At 70.7% G+C, this 18,610-nt stretch carries 19 protein-coding genes and 1 pseudogene; 14 read left to right on the top strand and 6 right to left on the bottom strand.

Translation table 11 applies throughout. The features are described 5' to 3' along the window. Positions 1-21 precede the first annotated feature (21 nt). The 5 genes and pseudogenes from AB0F17_RS30780 to nagZ form a co-directional block, all read left to right on the top strand. A pseudogene (locus tag AB0F17_RS30780) lies at positions 22-261 on the top strand (PTS glucose/sucrose transporter subunit IIB); the annotation flags it as partial. Positions 262-272: 11 nt separating this feature from the next. Beyond that, the gene (locus AB0F17_RS30775) at positions 273-719 is read left to right on the top strand and encodes a PTS glucose transporter subunit IIA (RefSeq protein ID WP_214633532.1); all 447 of its coding nucleotides are present in this window, start codon (positions 273-275) and stop codon (positions 717-719) included. Between the two features lie 55 nt (positions 720-774). Then, positions 775-1,035, top strand: coding sequence for an HPr family phosphocarrier protein (locus tag AB0F17_RS30770; protein ID WP_358029923.1), 261 nt, complete (start codon positions 775-777; stop codon positions 1,033-1,035). After that, positions 1,032-2,744: a phosphoenolpyruvate--protein phosphotransferase gene (ptsP, locus tag AB0F17_RS30765; RefSeq protein ID WP_358029920.1), complete on the top strand. Its 1,713-nt coding sequence runs from the start codon at positions 1,032-1,034 to the stop codon at positions 2,742-2,744. Before AB0F17_RS30770 ends, ptsP begins: the two co-directional genes overlap by 4 nt. 74 nt (positions 2,745-2,818) lie before the next feature. Then, the gene (gene nagZ, locus AB0F17_RS30760) at positions 2,819-4,117 is read left to right on the top strand and encodes a beta-N-acetylhexosaminidase (RefSeq protein WP_358029917.1); all 1,299 of its coding nucleotides are present in this window, start codon (positions 2,819-2,821) and stop codon (positions 4,115-4,117) included. On the opposite strand, the gene atpB is transcribed toward nagZ, so the two are convergent. Beyond that, positions 4,114-4,905, bottom strand: a complete 792-nt coding sequence (atpB, locus tag AB0F17_RS30755) for a F0F1 ATP synthase subunit A (RefSeq protein WP_358029914.1) — start codon at positions 4,903-4,905, stop codon at positions 4,114-4,116. The genes nagZ and atpB overlap by 4 nt on opposite strands. Before the next feature lie 140 nt (positions 4,906-5,045). On the opposite strand from atpB, the gene AB0F17_RS30750 reads away from it, so the two are divergent. The 5 genes from AB0F17_RS30750 to AB0F17_RS30730 all read left to right on the top strand — a co-directional run bounded on the left by AB0F17_RS30750 (position 5,046) and on the right by AB0F17_RS30730 (position 8,313). After that, complete coding sequence (locus AB0F17_RS30750) at positions 5,046-5,690, top strand: HAD family phosphatase (protein WP_358029910.1); 645 nt, start codon at positions 5,046-5,048, stop codon at positions 5,688-5,690. Between the two features lie 33 nt (positions 5,691-5,723). After that, entirely contained in the window at positions 5,724-6,230 is a 507-nt protein-coding gene (locus tag AB0F17_RS30745; protein WP_358029907.1) for a hypothetical protein, read from the top strand. A 103-nt stretch (positions 6,231-6,333) separates the two neighbouring features. Further along, positions 6,334-6,789 carry a DUF2690 domain-containing protein gene (locus AB0F17_RS30740; RefSeq protein WP_358029904.1) on the top strand — a complete coding sequence of 152 codons (456 nt, stop codon included), beginning with the start codon at positions 6,334-6,336 and terminating at the stop codon, positions 6,787-6,789. Positions 6,790-6,891: 102 nt separating this feature from the next. Then, positions 6,892-7,518: an HAD family hydrolase gene (locus AB0F17_RS30735; protein WP_358029902.1), complete on the top strand. Its 627-nt coding sequence runs from the start codon at positions 6,892-6,894 to the stop codon at positions 7,516-7,518. Positions 7,519-7,548: 30 nt separating this feature from the next. Next, positions 7,549-8,313 (top strand): haloacid dehalogenase-like hydrolase, encoded by a 765-nt coding sequence (locus AB0F17_RS30730; protein WP_358029900.1) that lies wholly within the window; start codon positions 7,549-7,551, stop codon positions 8,311-8,313. A gap of 57 nt (positions 8,314-8,370) precedes the next feature. Here the strand turns inward: AB0F17_RS30730 and AB0F17_RS30725 are convergent, their stop codons facing one another. Then, positions 8,371-9,930 (bottom strand): penicillin-binding transpeptidase domain-containing protein, encoded by a 1,560-nt coding sequence (locus AB0F17_RS30725; protein ID WP_358029897.1) that lies wholly within the window; start codon positions 9,928-9,930, stop codon positions 8,371-8,373. Positions 9,931-10,044: 114 nt separating this feature from the next. On the opposite strand from AB0F17_RS30725, the gene AB0F17_RS30720 reads away from it, so the two are divergent. Genes AB0F17_RS30720 through AB0F17_RS30710 form a run of 3 tightly spaced genes read left to right on the top strand, consistent with a single transcriptional unit; the run spans position 10,045 to position 13,833 of the window. Next, the gene (locus AB0F17_RS30720; RefSeq protein WP_358029894.1) at positions 10,045-10,962 is read left to right on the top strand and encodes a LysR family transcriptional regulator; all 918 of its coding nucleotides are present in this window, start codon (positions 10,045-10,047) and stop codon (positions 10,960-10,962) included. Continuing rightward, positions 10,959-11,816 carry a serine hydrolase gene (locus AB0F17_RS30715; protein ID WP_358029891.1) on the top strand — a complete coding sequence of 286 codons (858 nt, stop codon included), beginning with the start codon at positions 10,959-10,961 and terminating at the stop codon, positions 11,814-11,816. The genes AB0F17_RS30720 and AB0F17_RS30715 overlap by 4 nt, the downstream gene beginning before the upstream one ends. A 58-nt stretch (positions 11,817-11,874) precedes the next feature. Continuing rightward, entirely contained in the window at positions 11,875-13,833 is a 1,959-nt protein-coding gene (locus AB0F17_RS30710; protein WP_358029888.1) for an acetoacetate--CoA ligase, read from the top strand. A gap of 14 nt (positions 13,834-13,847) precedes the next feature. Here AB0F17_RS30710 and AB0F17_RS30705 read toward each other — a convergent pair whose 3' ends face one another. Continuing rightward, a complete protein-coding gene (locus tag AB0F17_RS30705; RefSeq protein WP_358029885.1) occupies positions 13,848-14,411 on the bottom strand; it encodes an NAD(P)H-dependent oxidoreductase in 564 nt (187 codons plus the stop codon). Then, complete coding sequence (locus AB0F17_RS30700; protein ID WP_358029882.1) at positions 14,411-15,322, bottom strand: NADP-dependent oxidoreductase; 912 nt, start codon at positions 15,320-15,322, stop codon at positions 14,411-14,413. The genes AB0F17_RS30705 and AB0F17_RS30700 overlap by 1 nt, the downstream gene beginning before the upstream one ends. 90 nt (positions 15,323-15,412) lie before the next feature. On the opposite strand from AB0F17_RS30700, the gene AB0F17_RS30695 reads away from it, so the two are divergent. Continuing rightward, complete coding sequence (locus tag AB0F17_RS30695) at positions 15,413-16,372, top strand: AraC family transcriptional regulator (RefSeq protein WP_358029878.1); 960 nt, start codon at positions 15,413-15,415, stop codon at positions 16,370-16,372. Here AB0F17_RS30695 and AB0F17_RS30690 read toward each other — a convergent pair. Both AB0F17_RS30690 and AB0F17_RS30685 read right to left on the bottom strand, forming a co-directional pair. Then, positions 16,369-16,998: a GNAT family protein gene (locus AB0F17_RS30690; protein ID WP_358029875.1), complete on the bottom strand. Its 630-nt coding sequence runs from the start codon at positions 16,996-16,998 to the stop codon at positions 16,369-16,371. The genes AB0F17_RS30695 and AB0F17_RS30690 overlap by 4 nt on opposite strands. Positions 16,999-17,040: 42 nt before the next feature. After that, positions 17,041-18,477, bottom strand: a complete 1,437-nt coding sequence (locus tag AB0F17_RS30685) for an FAD-binding oxidoreductase (RefSeq protein WP_358029872.1) — start codon at positions 18,475-18,477, stop codon at positions 17,041-17,043. Positions 18,478-18,610: the final 133 nt, after the last annotated feature.

Genomic DNA, 18,610 nt, shown 5'->3' with positions numbered 1-18,610 from the left:
GGTCGTAACGTACGAGGAGGACGGATGGCGGCTGATGCCAGCGCGATCATCGCGGGGCTCGGCGGTGCCGGCAACATCATCGACATCGAACCCTGCATCACCCGGCTACGGACAGAGGTGCGTGACGTCTCCAAGGTCGACAAGGCCGCGCTCAAGGCCGCGGGCGCGCACGGCGTCATGGCCGCGGGCAACGTGGTGCAGGTCGTCGTCGGGCCCGAGGCGGACACGATCGCCAGCGATATCGAGGACATCATCGGCTAGAGGGCGAGACCATGACGACTGTTCTCGCCCCGGTCGAGGGGGTGGCCGTGGGGCTGTCGGCCGTGCCCGATCCGGTGTTCTCCGCAGGCATGGTCGGGCCGGGAACGGCGATAGATCCAGCGCGGGGACCGGGCACGGCCGTAGCCCCGATAACAGGAAAAATCATGAAATTGCATCCGCATGCCTATGTCATCGTGGGGGACGACGGCAAGGGCGTGCTGGTGCACCTGGGCATCGATACGGTTCAGCTGAAGGGGAAGGGATTCGAGCTTCTCGCGGCCGAGGGTGACAGAGTGTGCGCGGGCCAGCCCGTGGTGGCCTGGGACCCGGCCGCGATCGAGGCCGGTGGCCGCTCGCCGGTCTGCCCGGTGGTGGCGCTCGACGCGCCCGCCGGTTCGGTGACGGCCATGGCCGGCGGGTCCGTACACGCCGGAGACGAGCTTTTTCTCTGGGATTAGGGCCAGAGCACGATCTGAGTCCGGGTGGTCCGGACCGGTGGACAAGGAGGAGTACATGGCCGAGCGCAAGGTCACCGTGGCGGCGGAAGTGGGCTTGCACGCCCGCCCGGCGGCGACGTTCGTGCAGACCGCCGTCAAGGCCCCGATGGACGTCACCGTGACCAAGGGCATGGGGGGCACGCCGGTCAACGGCAAGAGCATCCTGCAGATCCTGGGGCTGGACGTCCGGCAGGGCGAGGACATCGTGATCAGGGCCGAGGGTGAGGGCGCCGACGAGGTGCTCGACCAGTTGGCGGCGATCGCCGGGACGCCATGAACCTGCGGGGGGCCGGGGTCAGCCCGGGGATCGGGATGGGTGCCGCGTACGTGCTGACCGGCGCCGTGCCCGAACCTGCCGCCGGCTCCACGTACGAGGGCCCGCCGGAGCCGGAGCGGGAGCGGGCGGTGGCCGCGCTCAGGCAGGTGGCGGGAGAGCTGGAGGCCCGCGGCAACCGGGCCGGCGGCGAGGCCAAGGAGATCCTCAAGGCCCAGGCGCTGATCGCCGAGGACCCCGGCCTGGTGGTGGGGGTCAAGGCGCTGATCGACGAGGGGATCGCGGCTCCCCGGGCGGTCTACCAAGCTTTCGCGAAATATCGGGACATGCTGGCTAGTGCGGGCGGGTACCTCGGCGAACGCGTCGCCGACCTGGACGACATCAGGGACCGCGTGATCGCCCGCCTCACGGGCCACCCCCTGCCGGCCCCGCCCCCTGCCTCCGGCACGGGCGAGCCGTATGTGCTGATCGCCATCGATCTGGCGCCTGCCGACACCGCGTTGCTGTCGAAGGACGTGGTGGTCGCGTTCGTGACCGAGGGCGGCGGGCCGACCAGCCACACCGCGATCCTGTCCAGGGCGATGGGCGTGCCCGCCGTCGTGGCCTGTCCGGGCGCGACCGAGATCCCGCCCGGCACCCGGGTGCTGGTCGACGGCAACACCGGAGAGGTCCGCCTGGAGCCCACCGAGTCCGAGGTGGCCCGGCACGTCGGCGCGAACGACGCCAGGCGGCAACGGATGACGACCGGCGGCCCCGGCCGGACCCGCGACGGCTACCTGGTGCAGCTGCTGGCCAACATCGGCGGCCCGGGCGACCTCGACGGGGCGCTGGCGGCCGGGGCGGAGGGGGTCGGCCTCTATCGCACCGAGTTCCTCTTCCTCGGGCGGCCCGAGGCGCCCTCCGTGGCGGAGCAGGAGCAGGCCTACCGGGCGGCGCTGGCGGCGTTCCCGGGCGGGAAAGTGGTGGTGCGGACGCTGGACGCCGGGGCCGACAAGCCGCTGGCGTTCCTGCCGCCGGCCGCGCCCGAGCCGAACCCGGCCCTCGGCGAGCGCGGCCTGCGGCTGTTCGAGAAGTTCCCCGAGGTGATGGACTCCCAGCTCGAAGCGCTGTCCGTGGCGGCGGCGGTGGACCGGGCGGGCGCGGTCCGGACGGGCACGGCGGCGGCCGAGCTCCAGGTGATGGCGCCGATGGTCGCCACGGCCCAGGAGGCCAAGTGGTTCGCCGACGCCTGCCACACCAGGGGGCTCCCGCAGGCGGGGGTGATGATCGAGATCCCGGCGGCGGCGCTGCGGGCGGAGAGCCTGGTCACGGTGGTCGACTTCGTGTCGATCGGGACCAATGACCTGGCGCAGTACGCCTTCGCCGCCGACCGCCAGTCCGGCGCGCTGGGCTCGTTGCAGGATCCGTGGCAGCCCGCGCTGCTCGACCTCGTCGCCATGACCGCGACGGCCGCCACCGACAACGGCAAACCGTGCGGCGTCTGCGGGGAGTCGGCCGCCGACCCGGCCATGGCCTGCGTGCTCGTGGGGCTCGGGGTGACCACGCTGTCCATGGGCGCCGCCGCGCTGCCGGCCGTACGGACCGGGCTGGGCGCGCACACGCTGGATCAGTGCCAGCTCGCCGCGCAGGCGGCACGGGGGGCCAGTACGGCGGCGCACGCCCGCGCGGCGGCCCGCTCGCACCTGCCCGGCCTCGTCCCGCTGGGCGTCTAGAAGCGTCTAGGAGCGGACGCCAGAAGGGCGGCTTGTGGTCCGGGCGTCCCGGCGGCATGGATACCGTTGGGAGCATGCTTCGACGGACAGGTACGACCGGGCTCCTGGTGATGGCTCTCGCGGCATGCGCCGGCGGTGGTGGCGCTCCGGCGGGCGCCGCTCCGGCGACGAGGCCCGAGGTGGCCACCCCGGCCACGCCCGAGCCGACCCGGCCGAGCTCCTCGCAGACCGGCGAGAGCGACGACCTGCGGCTGGTCGTGTCGAAGATGAGCGTGGAGGAGAAGGTCGGCCAGCTGTTCATGCCCGTCCTGTACGGCACGGCGCCCGGCACCGTGTCGGGCGAGAACCAGGCGAGGTACGGCGCCCAGACCCCGGCCAAGGTGGTCGCCAGATACCACCTGGGCGGCGTGATCCTGTTCCCGGCCAACATCAAGGGCGTCGACCAGGTCGTCGATCTGACCAACGGGCTGCAGCAGGCGTCCAAGGATGTCCCGCTCCTGATCGGCACCGACCAGGAGAACGGCCTGGTGTCCAGGATGGGCGCGCTGATGACCGACTTCCCCGGCGCCTCCGAGGTCGGCTCGACCAAGGACACCGCGCTCGCGCGGGCCGTGGCCAAGGCCACCGGCGAGGAGCTGCGCGCGGTCGGCGTGAACCTGGACTTCGCCCCGGTCGCCGACGTGAACGTCGACCCGAGGAACCCGGTCATCGGCAAGCGCGCCTTCGGCGATCAGCCGGGCGAGGTGGCCAAGATGGTGGCCGCGTCGGTCAAGGGCTTCAGGGACGCCAAGGTCGCCGCCACCGCCAAGCACTTCCCCGGCCACGGCGACACCAACATCGACAGCCACACCGGGCTGCCGGTGATCAAGCACACGAAGGAGCAGTGGGAGCGGATCGACGCGCCGCCGTTCAAGGCCGCGATCGCCGCCGGCGTCGACGCCGTGATGAGCGCGCACATCGTCTTCCCCAAGCTCGACCCGTCACGCGACCCCGCGACGCTGTCCAAGCCCATCCTGACCGGGCTGCTCAGGAACAAACTCGGCTTCCAGGGCGTGATCTCCACGGACGCGCTCAACATGGAAGGGGTGCGCAAGAAGTACAACGACGCCGAGATCCCCGTGCGCGCCATCCAGGCGGGGGCCGACCTGCTGCTCATGCCGTACGACCTGCCCAAGGCGTACAACGCGGTGCTGGCGGCGGTGAAGTCGGGCCGGATCTCGCAGCAGCGCCTCGACCAGTCGGTGACCCGGCTGCTCAAGCTCAAGCAGTCCCGTGGCCTGCTGCCCAAGGCGCCCGTGGCGTCGGCCGCGCAGGCGGCCAAGGTGCTCCGCAGCGCGGAGCACCGGAAGCTGGCCGCCCGCGTCGCGCGTTAGTGCGAGCCCTTGAGCCCGCTGGCGATGAACATCGAGGCGAGCAGGGCGAACAGGAACGCCTGAAGGAACATGATGAACATCTCGAACGCGGTCATCAGTATCGTCATCACCACGCCGAGGATGCCGATGCCCACGCCGAGCACGGTGAGCCGCTCGAACAGGAACCAGAAGCCGACCGAGCTGAAGAACGCCAGGAGGAGATGGCCGGCGAACATGTTCGCGAACAGTCGGATGAAGTGCGTGAACAGCGAGTTGATGAAGGTCTCCGCGAGGATCAGCGGGGCGTAGATCCCGTAGGCCCAGCCGGGCAGGCCGTTCAGGTATATGACGCCTTTCAGGTAGCCGCGTACGCCGTGGTGCTTGACGCCCAGGTAGACCTTGATGACGTACACGCTGACCGCCAGCACGAAGGGGAAGGCGATGTGCGCGGCGACGGGGAACTGGATGAACGGGATGACGCCCATCAGATTCCAGACCAGCACGGTCAGGAAGACGGTGAGGAGCAGGCCCATCCACTTGTCGGCGTCCTTGCCGAGGTTGGGCTTGGCGACCTGTTCGCGGACGAACACGTAGGCGTACTCGCCGAGGTTCTGCCAGCCTCTGGGGACCAGTTTCGGCTTGGCGAAGGCGGCCCAGCATAAGGCGATGATCAGGGTCGAGGAGAGCAGGGCGAGCAGTACGGGCTTGGTCAGCCACTCCGGGCCGCCGGGGAGTATCGGGTCGAAGTCGAACAGCTCCGTACCCGGAGCTTTGAACTCATCCGAGGTGATCAGGATCGTCGTCCGCACGGCGGTCCCCCCCATGGGGTCAGCTCAATGGAACCTCACCATAGCCGGGCAATTTGGTAGTCCTTTATCAGGGGTTTGTGTCGTTCTCCGGGTGATGTGCGACGCTCAATTACTCTAGAACGGGATTCCAAGGAGGGGCCTTGATCACAGGGGTGCTGATCGACTGGGGTGGGGTGCTCACGACCAGTCTCTCCGTCTCCATCGGCAAGTGGATCGAAGCGGACCGCATCGACGACGTCCACTACCGAGCCGTCATGCGCGAGCTGATCGACCACGCCTACGGCGGTGACCGGGAGAACGTCGTGCACGCGCTGGAGCGTGGCGAGATGGACGGGCCCGCGTTCGAGCGCGACCTGGCCGCCCGGCTGCTGACCGTCGACGGGGTGTCGCCCGTGGCCGAGGGGCTGCTGGAGCGGATGTTCGCGGGCTTCGAACGGGTCGACGCGATGTACGACATGCTGCGTGACGTCAAGAGCAACGGCGTCAAGACGTGTCTGCTGTCCAACTCCTGGTCCAACGTCTATCCCCGGGACGGTTGGGACGAGCTCTTCGACGCGATCGTGATCTCCGGCGAGGTCGGCATGCGCAAGCCCGAGCCGCGCATCTTCGAGCACGCGCTCGGCCAGGTCGGGCTGCCCGGCGAGGCGTGCGTGTTCATCGACGACATCGAGGCCAACATCGTGGCCGCGCGGGGGCTGGGCATGGCGGGCATCCACCACCGCGACGCCGATTCGACCATCACGGAACTCGAGTCTCTGCTCCAACTTCCATTGCGACGGGCATGATAGAGCCCCCTTGCCTGCAGTGAAAGGTTCGTGATGCGCGTCTATCTGCCGTGCACGTTCCCCGCCCTGACCCGAGCGGTCGAGGTGGGAGAGCTAGGCCCGGCCCCGCTGACCGGTTACGCGGTAACCCCCGCGCTGACCGAGTGGTACGCCTCGGGAGACACCGAGGAGCTCGAATACGTGGCACTCACCGAGGCGGCCCGCGCCTCGCTGCGCATGCTGGCCGCCGACCACGCCGACGGCGTCGAGGCGGCCTCCCGCCGCCTGGTCGTCGTCGCCGAGGTGCCGGACGGCGCCCTCTCCATCGGCTCCGACCTGGAAGAACGGGCCAGAGTACGGGTGGCGGAGCCGGTGCCGATGGCCAAGGTGGCCGCGGTTCACGTCGACGACCTCTACGCGGTCCCCGACATCCAGGCCGCGATCGCCGCCCTTCCCGCCGCCGACGCAGGCGACGACGACGCCCGCTTCACCCTGGACGGCGCCGAGGCGCATGAGCTCATGTGGTTCGCCACGCAGGAGATTGCCGATCTCATACAGTAACGTTAGGAACACGTTAATAGATCACCGAACCTTGACCATCTCCTGAAGCTTCTCGCTAAGGTCCCCACGGAATCCCATCCCGAGCTCAAGGAGTCGGTTCCAGGTGAAGTTTCGAGTAACGGCCATCGCGGTCGGTGCGGTGGCGGCAGCCCTCCTCACGGTCTCTCCCGTCAGTGCGCAGGCGGCCCCCAAGCACTTCTACGACCACAAGGACCCCTACAAGACCGGCTGCGGAAACGCCGCCCAGGTCGTGCGGAGTGCGGCGCTCAGCAACCGCGTCGACGGCAAGGTCGGCACGATCCAGCTCTGGTGGTCGAGCCGGTGCAAGACCAACTGGATCGAGATCAGGACGGCCACGTCCGCGCACGGCACCATCAGCGTCTACACCGCGGATGACAGGTACGACCGGTTCTCCTTCAAGCAGGGCAACGGCGGCCGTCACTGGGGCAACATGTTGTACGGCAACAACATGTGCGCCTGGGGCGGTGCCAGCGTGGTGTTCGGCTCCGGCCGGGGCGGCCAGAACGGCGCCGGCACCACTCCCAAGGCCTGCGGGTAGCCACGCGGGTCTGACCCGCAATCACGGGTGAAGCCGCGGCCAACGGGCTGCGGCTTCGCCGTTCATCGGGATGTCACACCCGCCGGTTAAACTGATCGCGACATGACAAAGCACATCATCTGGGACTGGAACGGCACGCTGTTCCACGACATCGACGCCGTTGTCGGAGCCACCAACGAGGTCTTCAGGCCGTACGAGCTGCCCCCGCTGACCGCGGACGAGTTCCGCGCGGTCTACACCCGGCCCATCTGGGTCGCCTACGAGCGGCTGCTCGGCCGCCCGCTCGACGAGGGCGAGTGGGAGCTGCTCGACGAAGGCTTCCACGAGCACTACTTCCGCCTCAGTGTGGCCTGCGGGCTGGCCGCCGACGCCGAGCTGTCGCTCACCAGCTGGACGGGCACGCAGTCACTCTGCTCGATGGCCCCGCACACCCACCTGGTGCCGCTGATCGAGTCCTTCGGCATCACCCGGCACTTCACCAGGGTCGACGGCCTGGTGGGCCTGACGGGTGGCGAGAAGGCCGCGCACCTGACCGCTCACATCGAGGCCATCGACGTCGAGGCCCGCGAGATCCTGGTGATCGGCGACAGCGTCGACGACGGGCTCGCCGCGAAGCACGTGGGCGCCAGGGCCGTCCTCTACACCGGCGGCATGACCACGCGCGCCGAGCTGGAGGCCACCGGCCTGCCGGTCGTCGACACCCTCGCGCAAGCGCTCACTTATGCCTGAATCGCTCAGCGGGCCGTTCAAGCCCGGCGGATGGCCGTACCCTGGCTGGGTCCCCTTCAGGAGGTCGCCATCAAACGCCTTGTGCTCTGGAACATCGACCTCACACTGGTCGACGTCGCGATAGTGACCAGGGACGCCTACGCCGAGGCGTTCCGCGCCGTGACCGGGCGCCCGATGCTCAAACTGGCGCCGGCGCGCGGCCGCCCCGACTCCGAGATCGTCTTCGAGACCCTCGCGGTCAACGGCATCGTCACCGAGGACGACACCCTGCCGCGATTTCTGTCCGCGCTGGCGATGTCGTTCGCCGACCGGCGTAAGCGCCTGGCCACCGAGGGCCGCGCGATGGCGGGCGCCAAGGAGGCGCTCAAGGCCGTCGCCAAACTCGACGGGGTGGTCCAGACGGTGCTCACCGGCACGATCAAGAGCAACGCCGTGCACAAACTCAAGGCGTTCGGGCTCGAGAAGTACATCGACTTCGAGCTCGGCGGTTACGGCGAGGAGGTCTACCCCAAGGCGTCGCTGCTCCAGGTCGCCCAGGGGCGGGCCAAGGCGCGCTTCGGGGTGCCGTTCACCTCGGCCAACACCGTGGTCATCGGGGACTCGACGCGTGACGTACAGGCCGCCAAGATCGGCGGGGCGGCGATGATCGGGGTGGCCTCCGGCCGGTCGATGGCCGGCGAGCTGCGCGAGGCCGGGGCCGACCTCGTGCTGCCCGACCTGTCCAACGCCTCGGAGGTGGTGGCCGCGGTCGCCGGCCTCACCACCTCGGTCGACCGCAACCCGGTCAGCCCCTGAGCCGGCCCGATCCGAGCAGGCCCGATCCGAGCAGGGCGCCGGCGAGCCGGAGGCGGGTCAGTTCAGCGCGTTGAGGAAGCGGGCCGCGATCGGGGCCGCCACCGCGGAGCCGGCGCCGCCGCCCTCCACGATCACCGCGAACGCCAGGTCCCCCCGGTAGCCGATGAACCAGGAGTGCGCGGGCGGTTCCTTGCCGGAGCCGTACTCCGCCGTTCCGGTCTTGCCCGCCGTGCCGGAGGGGAACTTCACCGCGTGCGCGGTGCCGTCGGTGACGACGGCGGGCATGAGCTCGCGCAGGGCCCGCACCACGCCGTCCTCCAGCGGGCGCGGCCGGAGCGTGCGGTCCGGCATCAGCTCCTGGGCGACCAGGCGCGGCGGGCGCCAGGCGCCGTCGGCGATGGCGGCGGCGACCGAGGCCATGTTGAGCGGGCTGGCCAGCACCCTGCCCTGCCCGATCGAGGCGGAGGCGAGGTCGGTGTCGTCCTTGGGCGCGGGGAACTCGGCCTTCACCGCCGGCACACCCGGCGTGATCGCGGAGCCGAAGCCGAAGCCGGCGGCCACCTCGGCGAGCCGGCCGTCCCCGAGCTTCGCCACCCCCATCGCGCCGAACGTGGTGTTGCACGAGTGGGCGAAGGCGTCGCGGAAGGAGAGCCGGCCGTAGTCGTGGAAGCTCGCGTTGTGGAAGGGGAAGCCGCCGATGTTCTGCTCGGCCGGGCACTCGACCTGCTCGTCCGGCTTCGCCCCGTCCGCGACCAGCGCGGAGGCGGTCACGACCTTGAACGTCGAACCGGGCGGGTACTTGCCGAGCAGCGCCCGGTTGAACCCGCCCGGCTTGTTGACCACCGAAAGGATCTCGCCGGTCGACGGCCGGATGGCGACCAGCGAGGCCGGCTTGCCGACGTCGTCGAGCGCGGCGGCGCCCGCCCGGTGCACCTTGAGGTCGATCGTGGTGCGCAGCGGCTCCTTCTGATCCGGCTTGACCACGGTCTGGAGGAACTCCTCGCCCTGGTACAGGTCGATCCGGAGGCACTGCCCGTCGGCGAGCCGGTCGGGATAGGTCTGCTTGAGCCCTTCCACGAGTTGCAGCACCGAGCCGGGCGCGTCCGGGGTGTCGACGCGGCTGCCGTCGGCCGCCAGGACCGGCGGCGTCGCGGCCTTCTCCGTGACCAGCCGCAGGGATCTGCCCTGCTTGAGCGAGGGATTGATGGCGGCGGGGGTCCAGGCGACCTTCCACGAGCCGCCGCGCTCCACGAGCTTGAGCTTGCCGTCGTACTTCCAGTCCTTCGGGCCGGTGAGGCCGGCGTGGAAGGTGACCGTGCCGCCCGTGGAGGTCGCGTCGCGCTCGAAGGTCGCCCCGGTCAGCTGGAGGTCGGCGCGGAAGCGCTGGTGCCGGCGCTCGAAGTCGGCGGGCGGGTCGGCGACGAGCTCCCGCATCCGCGCATAGTCCTGGACGGACCAGGCGGCCAGGTAGGAGTCGGCCGTCTCCTCGGGCGTGCCCTTCGTCCGCAGCACCCAGAGCGTGCCGGCCGCCGCGAGGACGAGCACCAGCACGGCGGCGGTGATCCACGGCCACCACCTGCGCCTTCGCCTGGCCGGCGTCTCAGGCTGAAGGTTCATGAAATTTGTCCCCATTTGCGGCCCCATGCCGCCGAGCACACCAGAGCCCGCCGCGTGGTGTCCAATACCGATATGGATGATGTAAAGATATAAAGTTGGATATAGTTGCTGGTCATGGACCTTGTCCGGCATCTGCGCTACTTCACCGTGGTGGCGGAGGAACTCCACTTCGGCAATGCCGCGATCCGGCTCGGCATGGCCCAGCCGCCGCTCAGCCAGCGGATCAAGCGCCTGGAGGAGGAGCTCGGCGTGCGGCTCTTCGACCGCTCCGCCCGTCAGGTCCGGCTGACCGAGGCGGGCCACCTGCTGGTCGGCGAGGCCCGCGAGATCGTCGCCAGGGCCGACCGGCTGCGCGAGCTGGTCCGCCACGGCGCGGGTACGGTGCTCAAGCTCGGCGTCCCGCCCGACCTGGCCGCCGCGGTGATCGCCGCCCTGGTCGCCGGCTTCCGCGCGAGCAATCCGGACGTACGGCTCGCACCTGCGGAGATCTGGACGGCCGACCAGGTGGCCGCGCTGGCCGAGGGCGCCATCGACGTCGGCATCGTGCGCCACCCCATCAGCGCGCCCGGACTGCACTTCGGGCAGGTGCTGGTGCAGCCGCACGGTGTGCTGCTGGCCGAGGGGGATCCGCTGGCCCTGTCGGGGGAGCTGCACCTGGCCGACCTGGCGGGCCGTGAGCTGCTGCTGCCGCCCAAGGAAGGGGAGCCGGGGCTGCACGCCGCGACGCTGGCGGAGTGCCGCCACCACGGCTACGTGCCCGCCCAGGTGCACCAGGGCGCCGGGCTCGGCCTGGTGCTGGCCGGGGTGGCGGTGGCGTTCGGGGCCAGGGTGGACCTGCCTGGGCTCGCCTGGCGCCCGCTGCTAGGCTCGCCGATCAGTTCCCGGGTCTCCACGGCCTGGCGAGTCGAGACGGACGCGGTCACCGGTTTCTCGGCGGTGGCCGTACGAACGCTGAAAGCGAGCGCCGGGATGACGGACGAGGCGGCGGTGCCCGTGCGGCGCATCAGCCGCAGGCCGGGGATGCTGGCATGAACGAGCCGGACCTGGCCGCCCTGTTCGGCTCGGCGGGTGTGACCGGGTGGCTGCACGCGGCCGACCTGCGCTCGGGCCGGGAGACCGGGCTCGGCTCCGACGAGCCGCTGCCGATCGCCTCGATCTTCAAGGTGCCGCTGATGGTGGAGTTCTGCCGCCAGGCCGACGCCGGGCTGGTCGATCCGGCGAGCCGGGTGACCGTGGGGGCCGCCGACCGGGTGGCCGGGCCCACGGGCCTGTCGGCGATGCTGGACGACGTCACGATCTCCCTGCGCGACCTGGCCTACCTGATGATCGCGCTGAGCGACAACACCGCCGCCGACGCGCTCCTGGGCAGGGTCGGGCGCGACGCGGTCAACACGATGCTCGCCGGGTTCGGGCTGCCCGGCACGCGGGTGCGGCAGAGCTGCCGGGAGACCACCGAGAGCATGGCCGAGGACAGCGGCCACGGCTGGCCGTACCTCGATCCGGCGGACATCACGCGCCTGCGGGTGCTCGACCCGGCACGCACCAACAGCAGCACGCCGCGCGAGATGGCCGCGCTGTTCGGGATGATCTGGCGGGATGAGGCGGCCTCGGCCGAGTCGTGCGCCTGGATGCGCGGCGTCCTGAACCTCCAGGTCTGGCCGCACCGGCTGGCCTCCGGCTTCCCGTACGACGATGTGGAGGTCGGCGGCAAGACCGGGACGCTCCCGACGCTCCGCAACGAGGCGGGCGTGGTCGAGTACCCCGACGGCGGCCAGTACGCGGTGGCGGTCTTCACCCGCTCGGTCAGCACCGCGCTCAACCAGCCGCGGGCCGACGCGGTGATCGGCACGGCCGCCCGTATGGCGGTGGACCACCTACGTAGGTAGCAAGTTATGTGGCGGCCTGGGTATGACTTTCCGTCTACCGGCCGACAGGATGGTGCACATGGTTGCTGAAGGCACACTTCTCTGGGAACCGACCGACGACATCGTCGCGCGCGCCAGACTGACTCGCTATCTCGAGTGGCTGGGCCGGGCCGGGTCGGGGTACGAGGAGGTGTGGCGCTGGTCGGTCGACAGTCCAGCGGAGTTCTGGACGTCGATCTGGGACTATTTCCAGGTCATCGGCGAACGTGGTGACGGGCCCGTCATGACTGGGACGATGCCCGGCGCCGAATGGTTCACCGGAAGTTCCGTCAATTACGCGGAGAACGCGCTACGCGAACGTGACGGCATCGCGGCCGTCTTCGTCTCGGAGGACGGCGCCCGCCAGGAGCTGACCCACGCCGAGCTGCGTGACGAGGTCGCCCGCGTCCGGGCCGGCCTGGTCCGCCTCGGCGTCCGGCGCGGCGACCGGGTGGCGGGCTACCTGCCGAACATCCCGCAGGCCCTGATCGCCTTCCTGGCCACCGCGTCCCTCGGTGCGATCTGGTCGGCCGGCTCCCCGGACTTCGGCGTGCCGAGCGTCGTCGACCGGTTCAAGCAGATCGAGCCCAAGGTCCTGATCGCGGTCGACGGCTACCACTACAACGGCAAGAGCTACGACCGGTCGGCGGCCGTCAACGAGATCGCCGCCGAGCTGCCCTCGCTCCGCGCGACCGTCTGGATTCCGTACCTCACGGCGGCGGCGGAGGGGCAGCCGCCTCGGGCCGAGCCCGGCGCCGCGCACACCGGCTCCGTGCCGCACGGCGAGGTGATCGGCTGGGAGGGGCTGCGCGCGGAGGAGGCGCCGCTGGAGTTCGAGCGGGTGCCCTTCGACCACCCGCTGTGGATCCTCTACTCCAGCGGCACGACAGGGCTGCCCAAGCCCATCGTGCACGGGCACGGGGGAGTGATACTCGAACACCTCAAGTCGCTCTCCTTCCACCAGGATCTCGGCGAGGGAGATGTGTTCTTCTGGTACACCACCACGGGCTGGATGATGTGGAACTACCTCATCGGCGCCCTGCTGGTGGGTGCCACCCCGGTGCTGTACGACGGCTCGGCCACCTATCCCTCGCCCGCCGTGCTCTGGCGGATCGCCGCCTCGGAAGAAGTGACCTACTTCGGGGTCGGCGCGCCGTACATCATGGCCTCGCTGAAAGCCGGGATCGTGCCCGAGGGGCTGGAGGCGCTGCGCGGCATCGGCTCGACCGGGTCGCCGCTGCCGCCCGAGGGGTTCACCTGGGTGGCCGAGCAGTTGCCGGGGATCCCGCTCGGGTCGTTCTCCGGTGGCACCGACGTGTGCACGGGGTTCGTCGGCGCGACCATGCTGCATCCGATCAGGGCGGGCATCATCCCCTGCCGGTCGCTGGGGGCGCGGGTGGAGTCGTTCGACCCCCTGGGCGAGCCGGTCGTGGGGGAGGTGGGCGAGCTCGTGCTCACGCAGCCGATGCCGTCGATGCCGGTCATGTTCTGGAACGACCCCGACGGTGAGCGTTACCGCGAGAGCTACTTCGACGTCTACCCGGGCGTGTGGCGGCACGGCGACTGGATCAAGCTGAACGAGGACGGGAGCTGCGTGATCTACGGCCGCTCCGACTCGACCCTGAACCGGGGCGGCGTCCGGATGGGCACCAGCGAGTTCTACCGGGTCGTCGAGCGGTTCGAGGAGATCACCGACAGCCTGGTGATCGACACCGGCCAGCTCGGGCAGGAAGGACGGCTGCTGCTCTACCTCACGCTGGCGGAGGGCGCCACACTGTCGGACGCGCTGGTCGATGCCCTGCGTACGGCCCTGCGGCAGGAGCTGTCACCCCGGCACGTGCCCAACGAGATCCACGCGGTGCCCGGCATCCCGCGCACCTTGTCGGGCAAGAAGCTCGAGGTGCCGGTGCGCCGGATCCTCCTCGGCACCCCGGTCGAGGAGGCGGCCAACCCCGACGCCATGGCCAACCCCGAGGTGCTGCGCCACTTCAAGCCCTGACCCCCGGCGCCGCTTCAGGCAGCCGCCCTGAGCGGGCGCAGCGCCGTACCCCAGGAGACGACCTGGTCCAGCATCGTGGTGACCGCCTCCTCGCGGTGCGCCGCCGGCTTGAAGTCGGTGAACCCCTCGAAGTCCGTGTGGAGCGAGAGCGCGACCTGGGCCGACACGTCGGCGACCTTGACCCGGCCGAGCATCTGCCGCAGGTGCTCGGCCGCGCGGGCGCCGCCGTCGACGCCGTAGCTGACGAGGCCGGCCGCCTTGTCCCCCCACTCGGCGTAGAGGAAGTCGATCGCGTTCTTCAGCACACCCGAGGTGGAGCTGTTGTACTCCGGGGTCACGAACACGAACCCGTCGAGCGAGGAGATGCGCTCCGACCAGTCGCGGGTGTGGGGGTGTTCGTACTGGCCGAAGGCCGCCGGGAGCGCCTCGTCCAGGTGCGGCAGGGGGAAGTCCCGCAGGTCCACCAGCTCGAACTCGGCGTCGCCGCGCTTGACGGCCAGATCGCGCACCCACTCGGCGACGGTCTCCGCCTTGCGGTGCGGCCGGGTGCTGCCGACAATGATGCCAATCCTGATCATTACTTAACCTCTTCATCCAGATTTATAGTGATTTTTCCGTGTGTCTGGCCGGCCTCGGCTCGGCGATGCACGCCGTCGAGGCCGGTCAGCGGGTGAGACTCCGTGATCTCGACCACGAGCTCCCCCTTGTCGATCAGCGCCACCAGCCGGGCCAGGTGCGCCGGGTCGTTGCGGGCCACGAAGTAGGTGGCCCGGGGCGACTCGATCGGGGTGGCGATGGTGACGATCACCTCGCCCAAGGTGGCCAGCGCCGCCGCCTGCTCCGGGCTGATGGCCGCCAGGTTCAGCACCACGTCCATCCCGCCGGGCAGCGGGGTCGTGGTGTAGTCGACGACCTCGTCGGCGCCATAGCGCCGCACCGCCGCCGCGCTGCGCGGACTGGCCGTGGCCGTCACGGTCGCGCCCGCCAGCTTGGCCAGTTGCACGGCGAACAGCCCCACCCCGCCACCCGCCCCGTTGATCAGCACCCGCTGCCCCGGCCCGATGCGGGCGTGCTCGTGGACCGCCTGCCAGGCGGTGAGCCCGGCGACCGGGATGGCGGCCGCGTCCGCCAGCGGGAGCCGCTCCGGCGCCACGGCCAGCGCGCTCGCCGCCGCCACCGTGTACTCGGCCGCCGCCCCCTCCACGAGGCCGATGACCCGGTCGCCGACGGCGAGCCCACGCACGCCCGCGCCCACCTCGACGACCGTGCCGGACAGATCCAGGCCCAGCGTGTACGGAAGGGTGACGGGGAGCATGTCGCGCAGGAACCCGGCCCGCAGCCCCACCTCGGACGGGTTGAACGAGGTGGCGGCCACCCGGACCAGCACCTCCCCGGGCCCCGGCGACGGCCGGGGGATCCGGTCGTAGCGGATCACGGAGGCGTCGCCGTACTCGTGGATCCGGGCGGCGGACATCGGTGCTGTGCTCATGTGAAACAACCGTAGAAGCCGGCAGCGAGATGGCCAATGCTCCTGTGTCTGCATTTTTTACGCGATCGTCTCATGGGTTAGACTTTGGCCATGGACGTGCTCAGTGATGTGATCGCGATCGTACGCACCGGACGGCCGCGCTCGGCGCTCATCGAGTGGCACGCCCCCTGGGGGCAGCGGTTCCCGTCGGCTCCGGGCTCGGCGGGCTTCCAGGTGGTCGTCCAGGGCTCCCCGTGGCTCATCCCGCCGGACGGCGACCCGATCCCGCTGAGCGTCGGCGACGTGCTGTTCTTCCCGCACGGCCACGGTTACGCGATGGCCGACAGCCCGACCACCCCGTTGATCCAGCCTGACTGCGACCCCCAGTTGGAGGCGGGACTGTTCGCCTCGGCGTCCAGCGCGGGGCCCGGCGCGGCCACGATCCTGCTCTGCGGCGGCTACCGGCTCGACCCCAACCGGGCCCACCCGCTCCTGCGCGACCTGCCCGACATGGTCCACCTGCCCGCCCGGCTCGGCCACCACCCCGAGCTCCGCACGGCCGTCGACCTGCTCGGCAGCGAGATCTGCGATCCGCGCCTCGGCGCCGACACCGTCGTCTCCTCACTGCTCGACACGCTGCTGCTGTACATCCTGCGCGCCTGGCTCGACACCGAGCCCGGGCACTGCCAGACCAGCGGCTGGGCCGTCGCCCTGGCCGACCCCGCGATCAGCGCGGCGCTCAACGCGATCCACCGCGATCCCGCACATCCCTGGACGGTCCAGGAGCTCGGCGGCAAAGCCGGACTCTCCCGCGCGGCCTTCTCCCGCCGCTTCGCCACCCTGATCGGCCAGCCGCCGCTCACCTACCTCACGTGGTGGCGCCTGGCCAGGGCGGCCCGCCTGCTACGCGAGTCGGATGACTCGCTGAGCGAGATCTCCGCGCGCGTCGGCTACACCTCCGAGTTCGCCTTCGCCAACGCCTTCAAACGCGAGTACGGCACACCGCCCGGCAGATACCGCCGCCAGGTCTGCCCGCAGCCCCTGCGTGCCGGAGTGGCGGAAGCGCCTTAGAACCCGAAGAGCGGCAGGCAGGGCTCCAGGTTGTGGATCTCGATGCCGTCCATGGGCTTCCAGTCGTCCCGCGGCAGGCGGAAGCGGCGGCTCGTCGCCACCTCGCCCTTCCGGTTGTGCAGGGTGATGCCGTCCTCGTGGTAGCCGAGCCGGCGCGTCACCGCGAGCGAGGCGTGGTTGTCATGGAACGCCTCCGACGTCGCGTACTCCGCGCCCAGGCCCTCGAAGGCCAGATGGAGCACGGCCGCGCGCATCTCCCTGCCGATGCCCCTGCCCTGGAAGCGTTTGCCGAGCCACGAGCCCGAGCCGGCCTCCCGCGTGACCAGGAAGTCGGAGGCCGTCAGCGCCTGCACGCCGACCACCTGTCCGTCGGAGACCACCGCGAACTCCAGCGTCCACTTGTCCCGGCTGAAATCGGCCCAGGTGCGGAAGTGGTAGCGGATGGTGGCCGTGGCCCGATCCCGCGGCTCGGCGTCGGACCACGGGAACAGGAACGGCATGTATCCCGGCTCGTGTACGCCCTCGGCCGCCCGATCACCGAGCTCGTCGAGGTCCGCGAGCGAGGGCATGCGGAGTTCGAGACGCGGGGTGGTGATGGAGAGCTCGAGAAGCGGCCAGTTGCGCATGTTGACGATCTTCCCAGGTCACCCACCGGCCAGGCGACCGATTTAGACACCCTGGGGCAGGTGAAAGATCCGGCCGGGATCGTAGGCGGCCTTCACGGCGGCCAGGCGCGGCGCGTTGGCGCCGTAGTAGGCGGTGCGCCAGTCGGTCAGGTCCGGGTCGATGTAGTTCACGTACGCATGATCGCCCAGATGTGTCCGCATGTCGGCGTGGATGCCGCGGAGCCAGGCCCGGCCGGTGCCCTTGGAGTAGTACTGGACGCCGAACAGCGCAGCCCGGTGCGGGAAGGCGGTGGCGTCCGGGCGGACCCGGGCGACCGCGCCGCCCAGCGCGTCCAGCTGCACGGTGTGCCGGCCCGCCCGGGCCACCCCGGCCACCAGCGCCCGGATCCCGTCCGCCGGCAGCTTCCGGTAGGCCAGGTGCGACTTGGCCGCGAAGGTGTCCCTGCTGAGCCGGCCGGCGGCGGTCTGAGCCGGCAAATGGCACTGCGCGACCGAGAGCGACGAGCACCCCGCCATGATCATCATGGCGTGCTGGTAGGACGTCGCGGTGGCGTAGCGGGACGAGGGAGTGCCGATCGCGGCCACGAGCGGCGCCAGGAGGCGGTCGAGCGCCGCCTTCCCGCCCAGGTAGGTGCCGCCGATCTGCACGTCCAGCCCGTTGTCGTTCGACAGGTGCAGGGTGGACCACAGCTCGTCCGGCGCGGTGGGCGCCCAGGACTGCCAGGCCTTGACCGCCGCACCGGCCTTGCTCCACGGCCAGTGCAGGAAGAAGACCGTGATGCCGCGGGTCCGGTGGGTGCGGAAGGTGAAGGACACCGCCACGCCGAAGTTCCCGCCGCCGCCGCCCCGGCACGCCCAGTAGAGGTCCGGGTTCCGGTCGGCGTCGCAGGTCAGGAGGCGGCCGTCGGCCGTGACGATCTGTACGGATTCGAGGGTGTCGCAGGTCAGGCCGTACTTCCTGGAGACCACGCCGATCCCGCCGCCCAGCGCCAGGCCGCTCACCCCGACCGTGGGGCACGAACCGGCCGGGATGCTCACGCCGTGGCGGCCCAGCTTGTCGTAGACGTCGACCAGCTTGGCCCCGGCGCCGACCGTGGCCCGGCCGCCCGCGTATCCGACGGACTTCATCCGCGAGACGTCGATCACCAGGCCGGTGCCGGTGGACCAGCCCGCGTAGGAGTGGCCGCCCGAGCGGGCGGTGACGGGGATGCGGTTCGTACGGACGAAGGACAGGCACGCGGAGACGTCGGCCGGGCTCGCGCAGTAGGCGACGCCGCCCGGCCTGATGCCGTCGAAGGCGGGATTGAACAGGCGCCTGGCCGCGTCGTAGCCCGCGTCGGCCGGCCGGACCAGCGTGCCGGTGAGGCGGCGGCGCAGTCCGGCCCAGTCGGGGGCGGAGGAGGCGAGCGCGGGCGGTGTGGAGACCAGCCCGAGCATGGGCGCCAGCGTGGCGGCGCGGAGGAAGTCGCGGCGGTCCATGGTCGTCTCCCGGTGATCGTGGTAGGGCCACCCGTGTGCGCCTACTTCCGGATGCTGCTCAACGGCGGGATCCACGAAGGCCGGCAGATCCTGTCCCGGCCCGCCGTCGAGCTGATGACCACCCTCCGCCTCA

Source organism: Nonomuraea sp. NPDC026600, assembly GCF_040638335.1.
Taxonomy (GTDB): domain Bacteria; phylum Actinomycetota; class Actinomycetes; order Streptosporangiales; family Streptosporangiaceae; genus Nonomuraea.
Note: the sequence above shows the minus strand (reverse complement) of the source record. Positions and strands in the feature narration are given on the sequence as shown.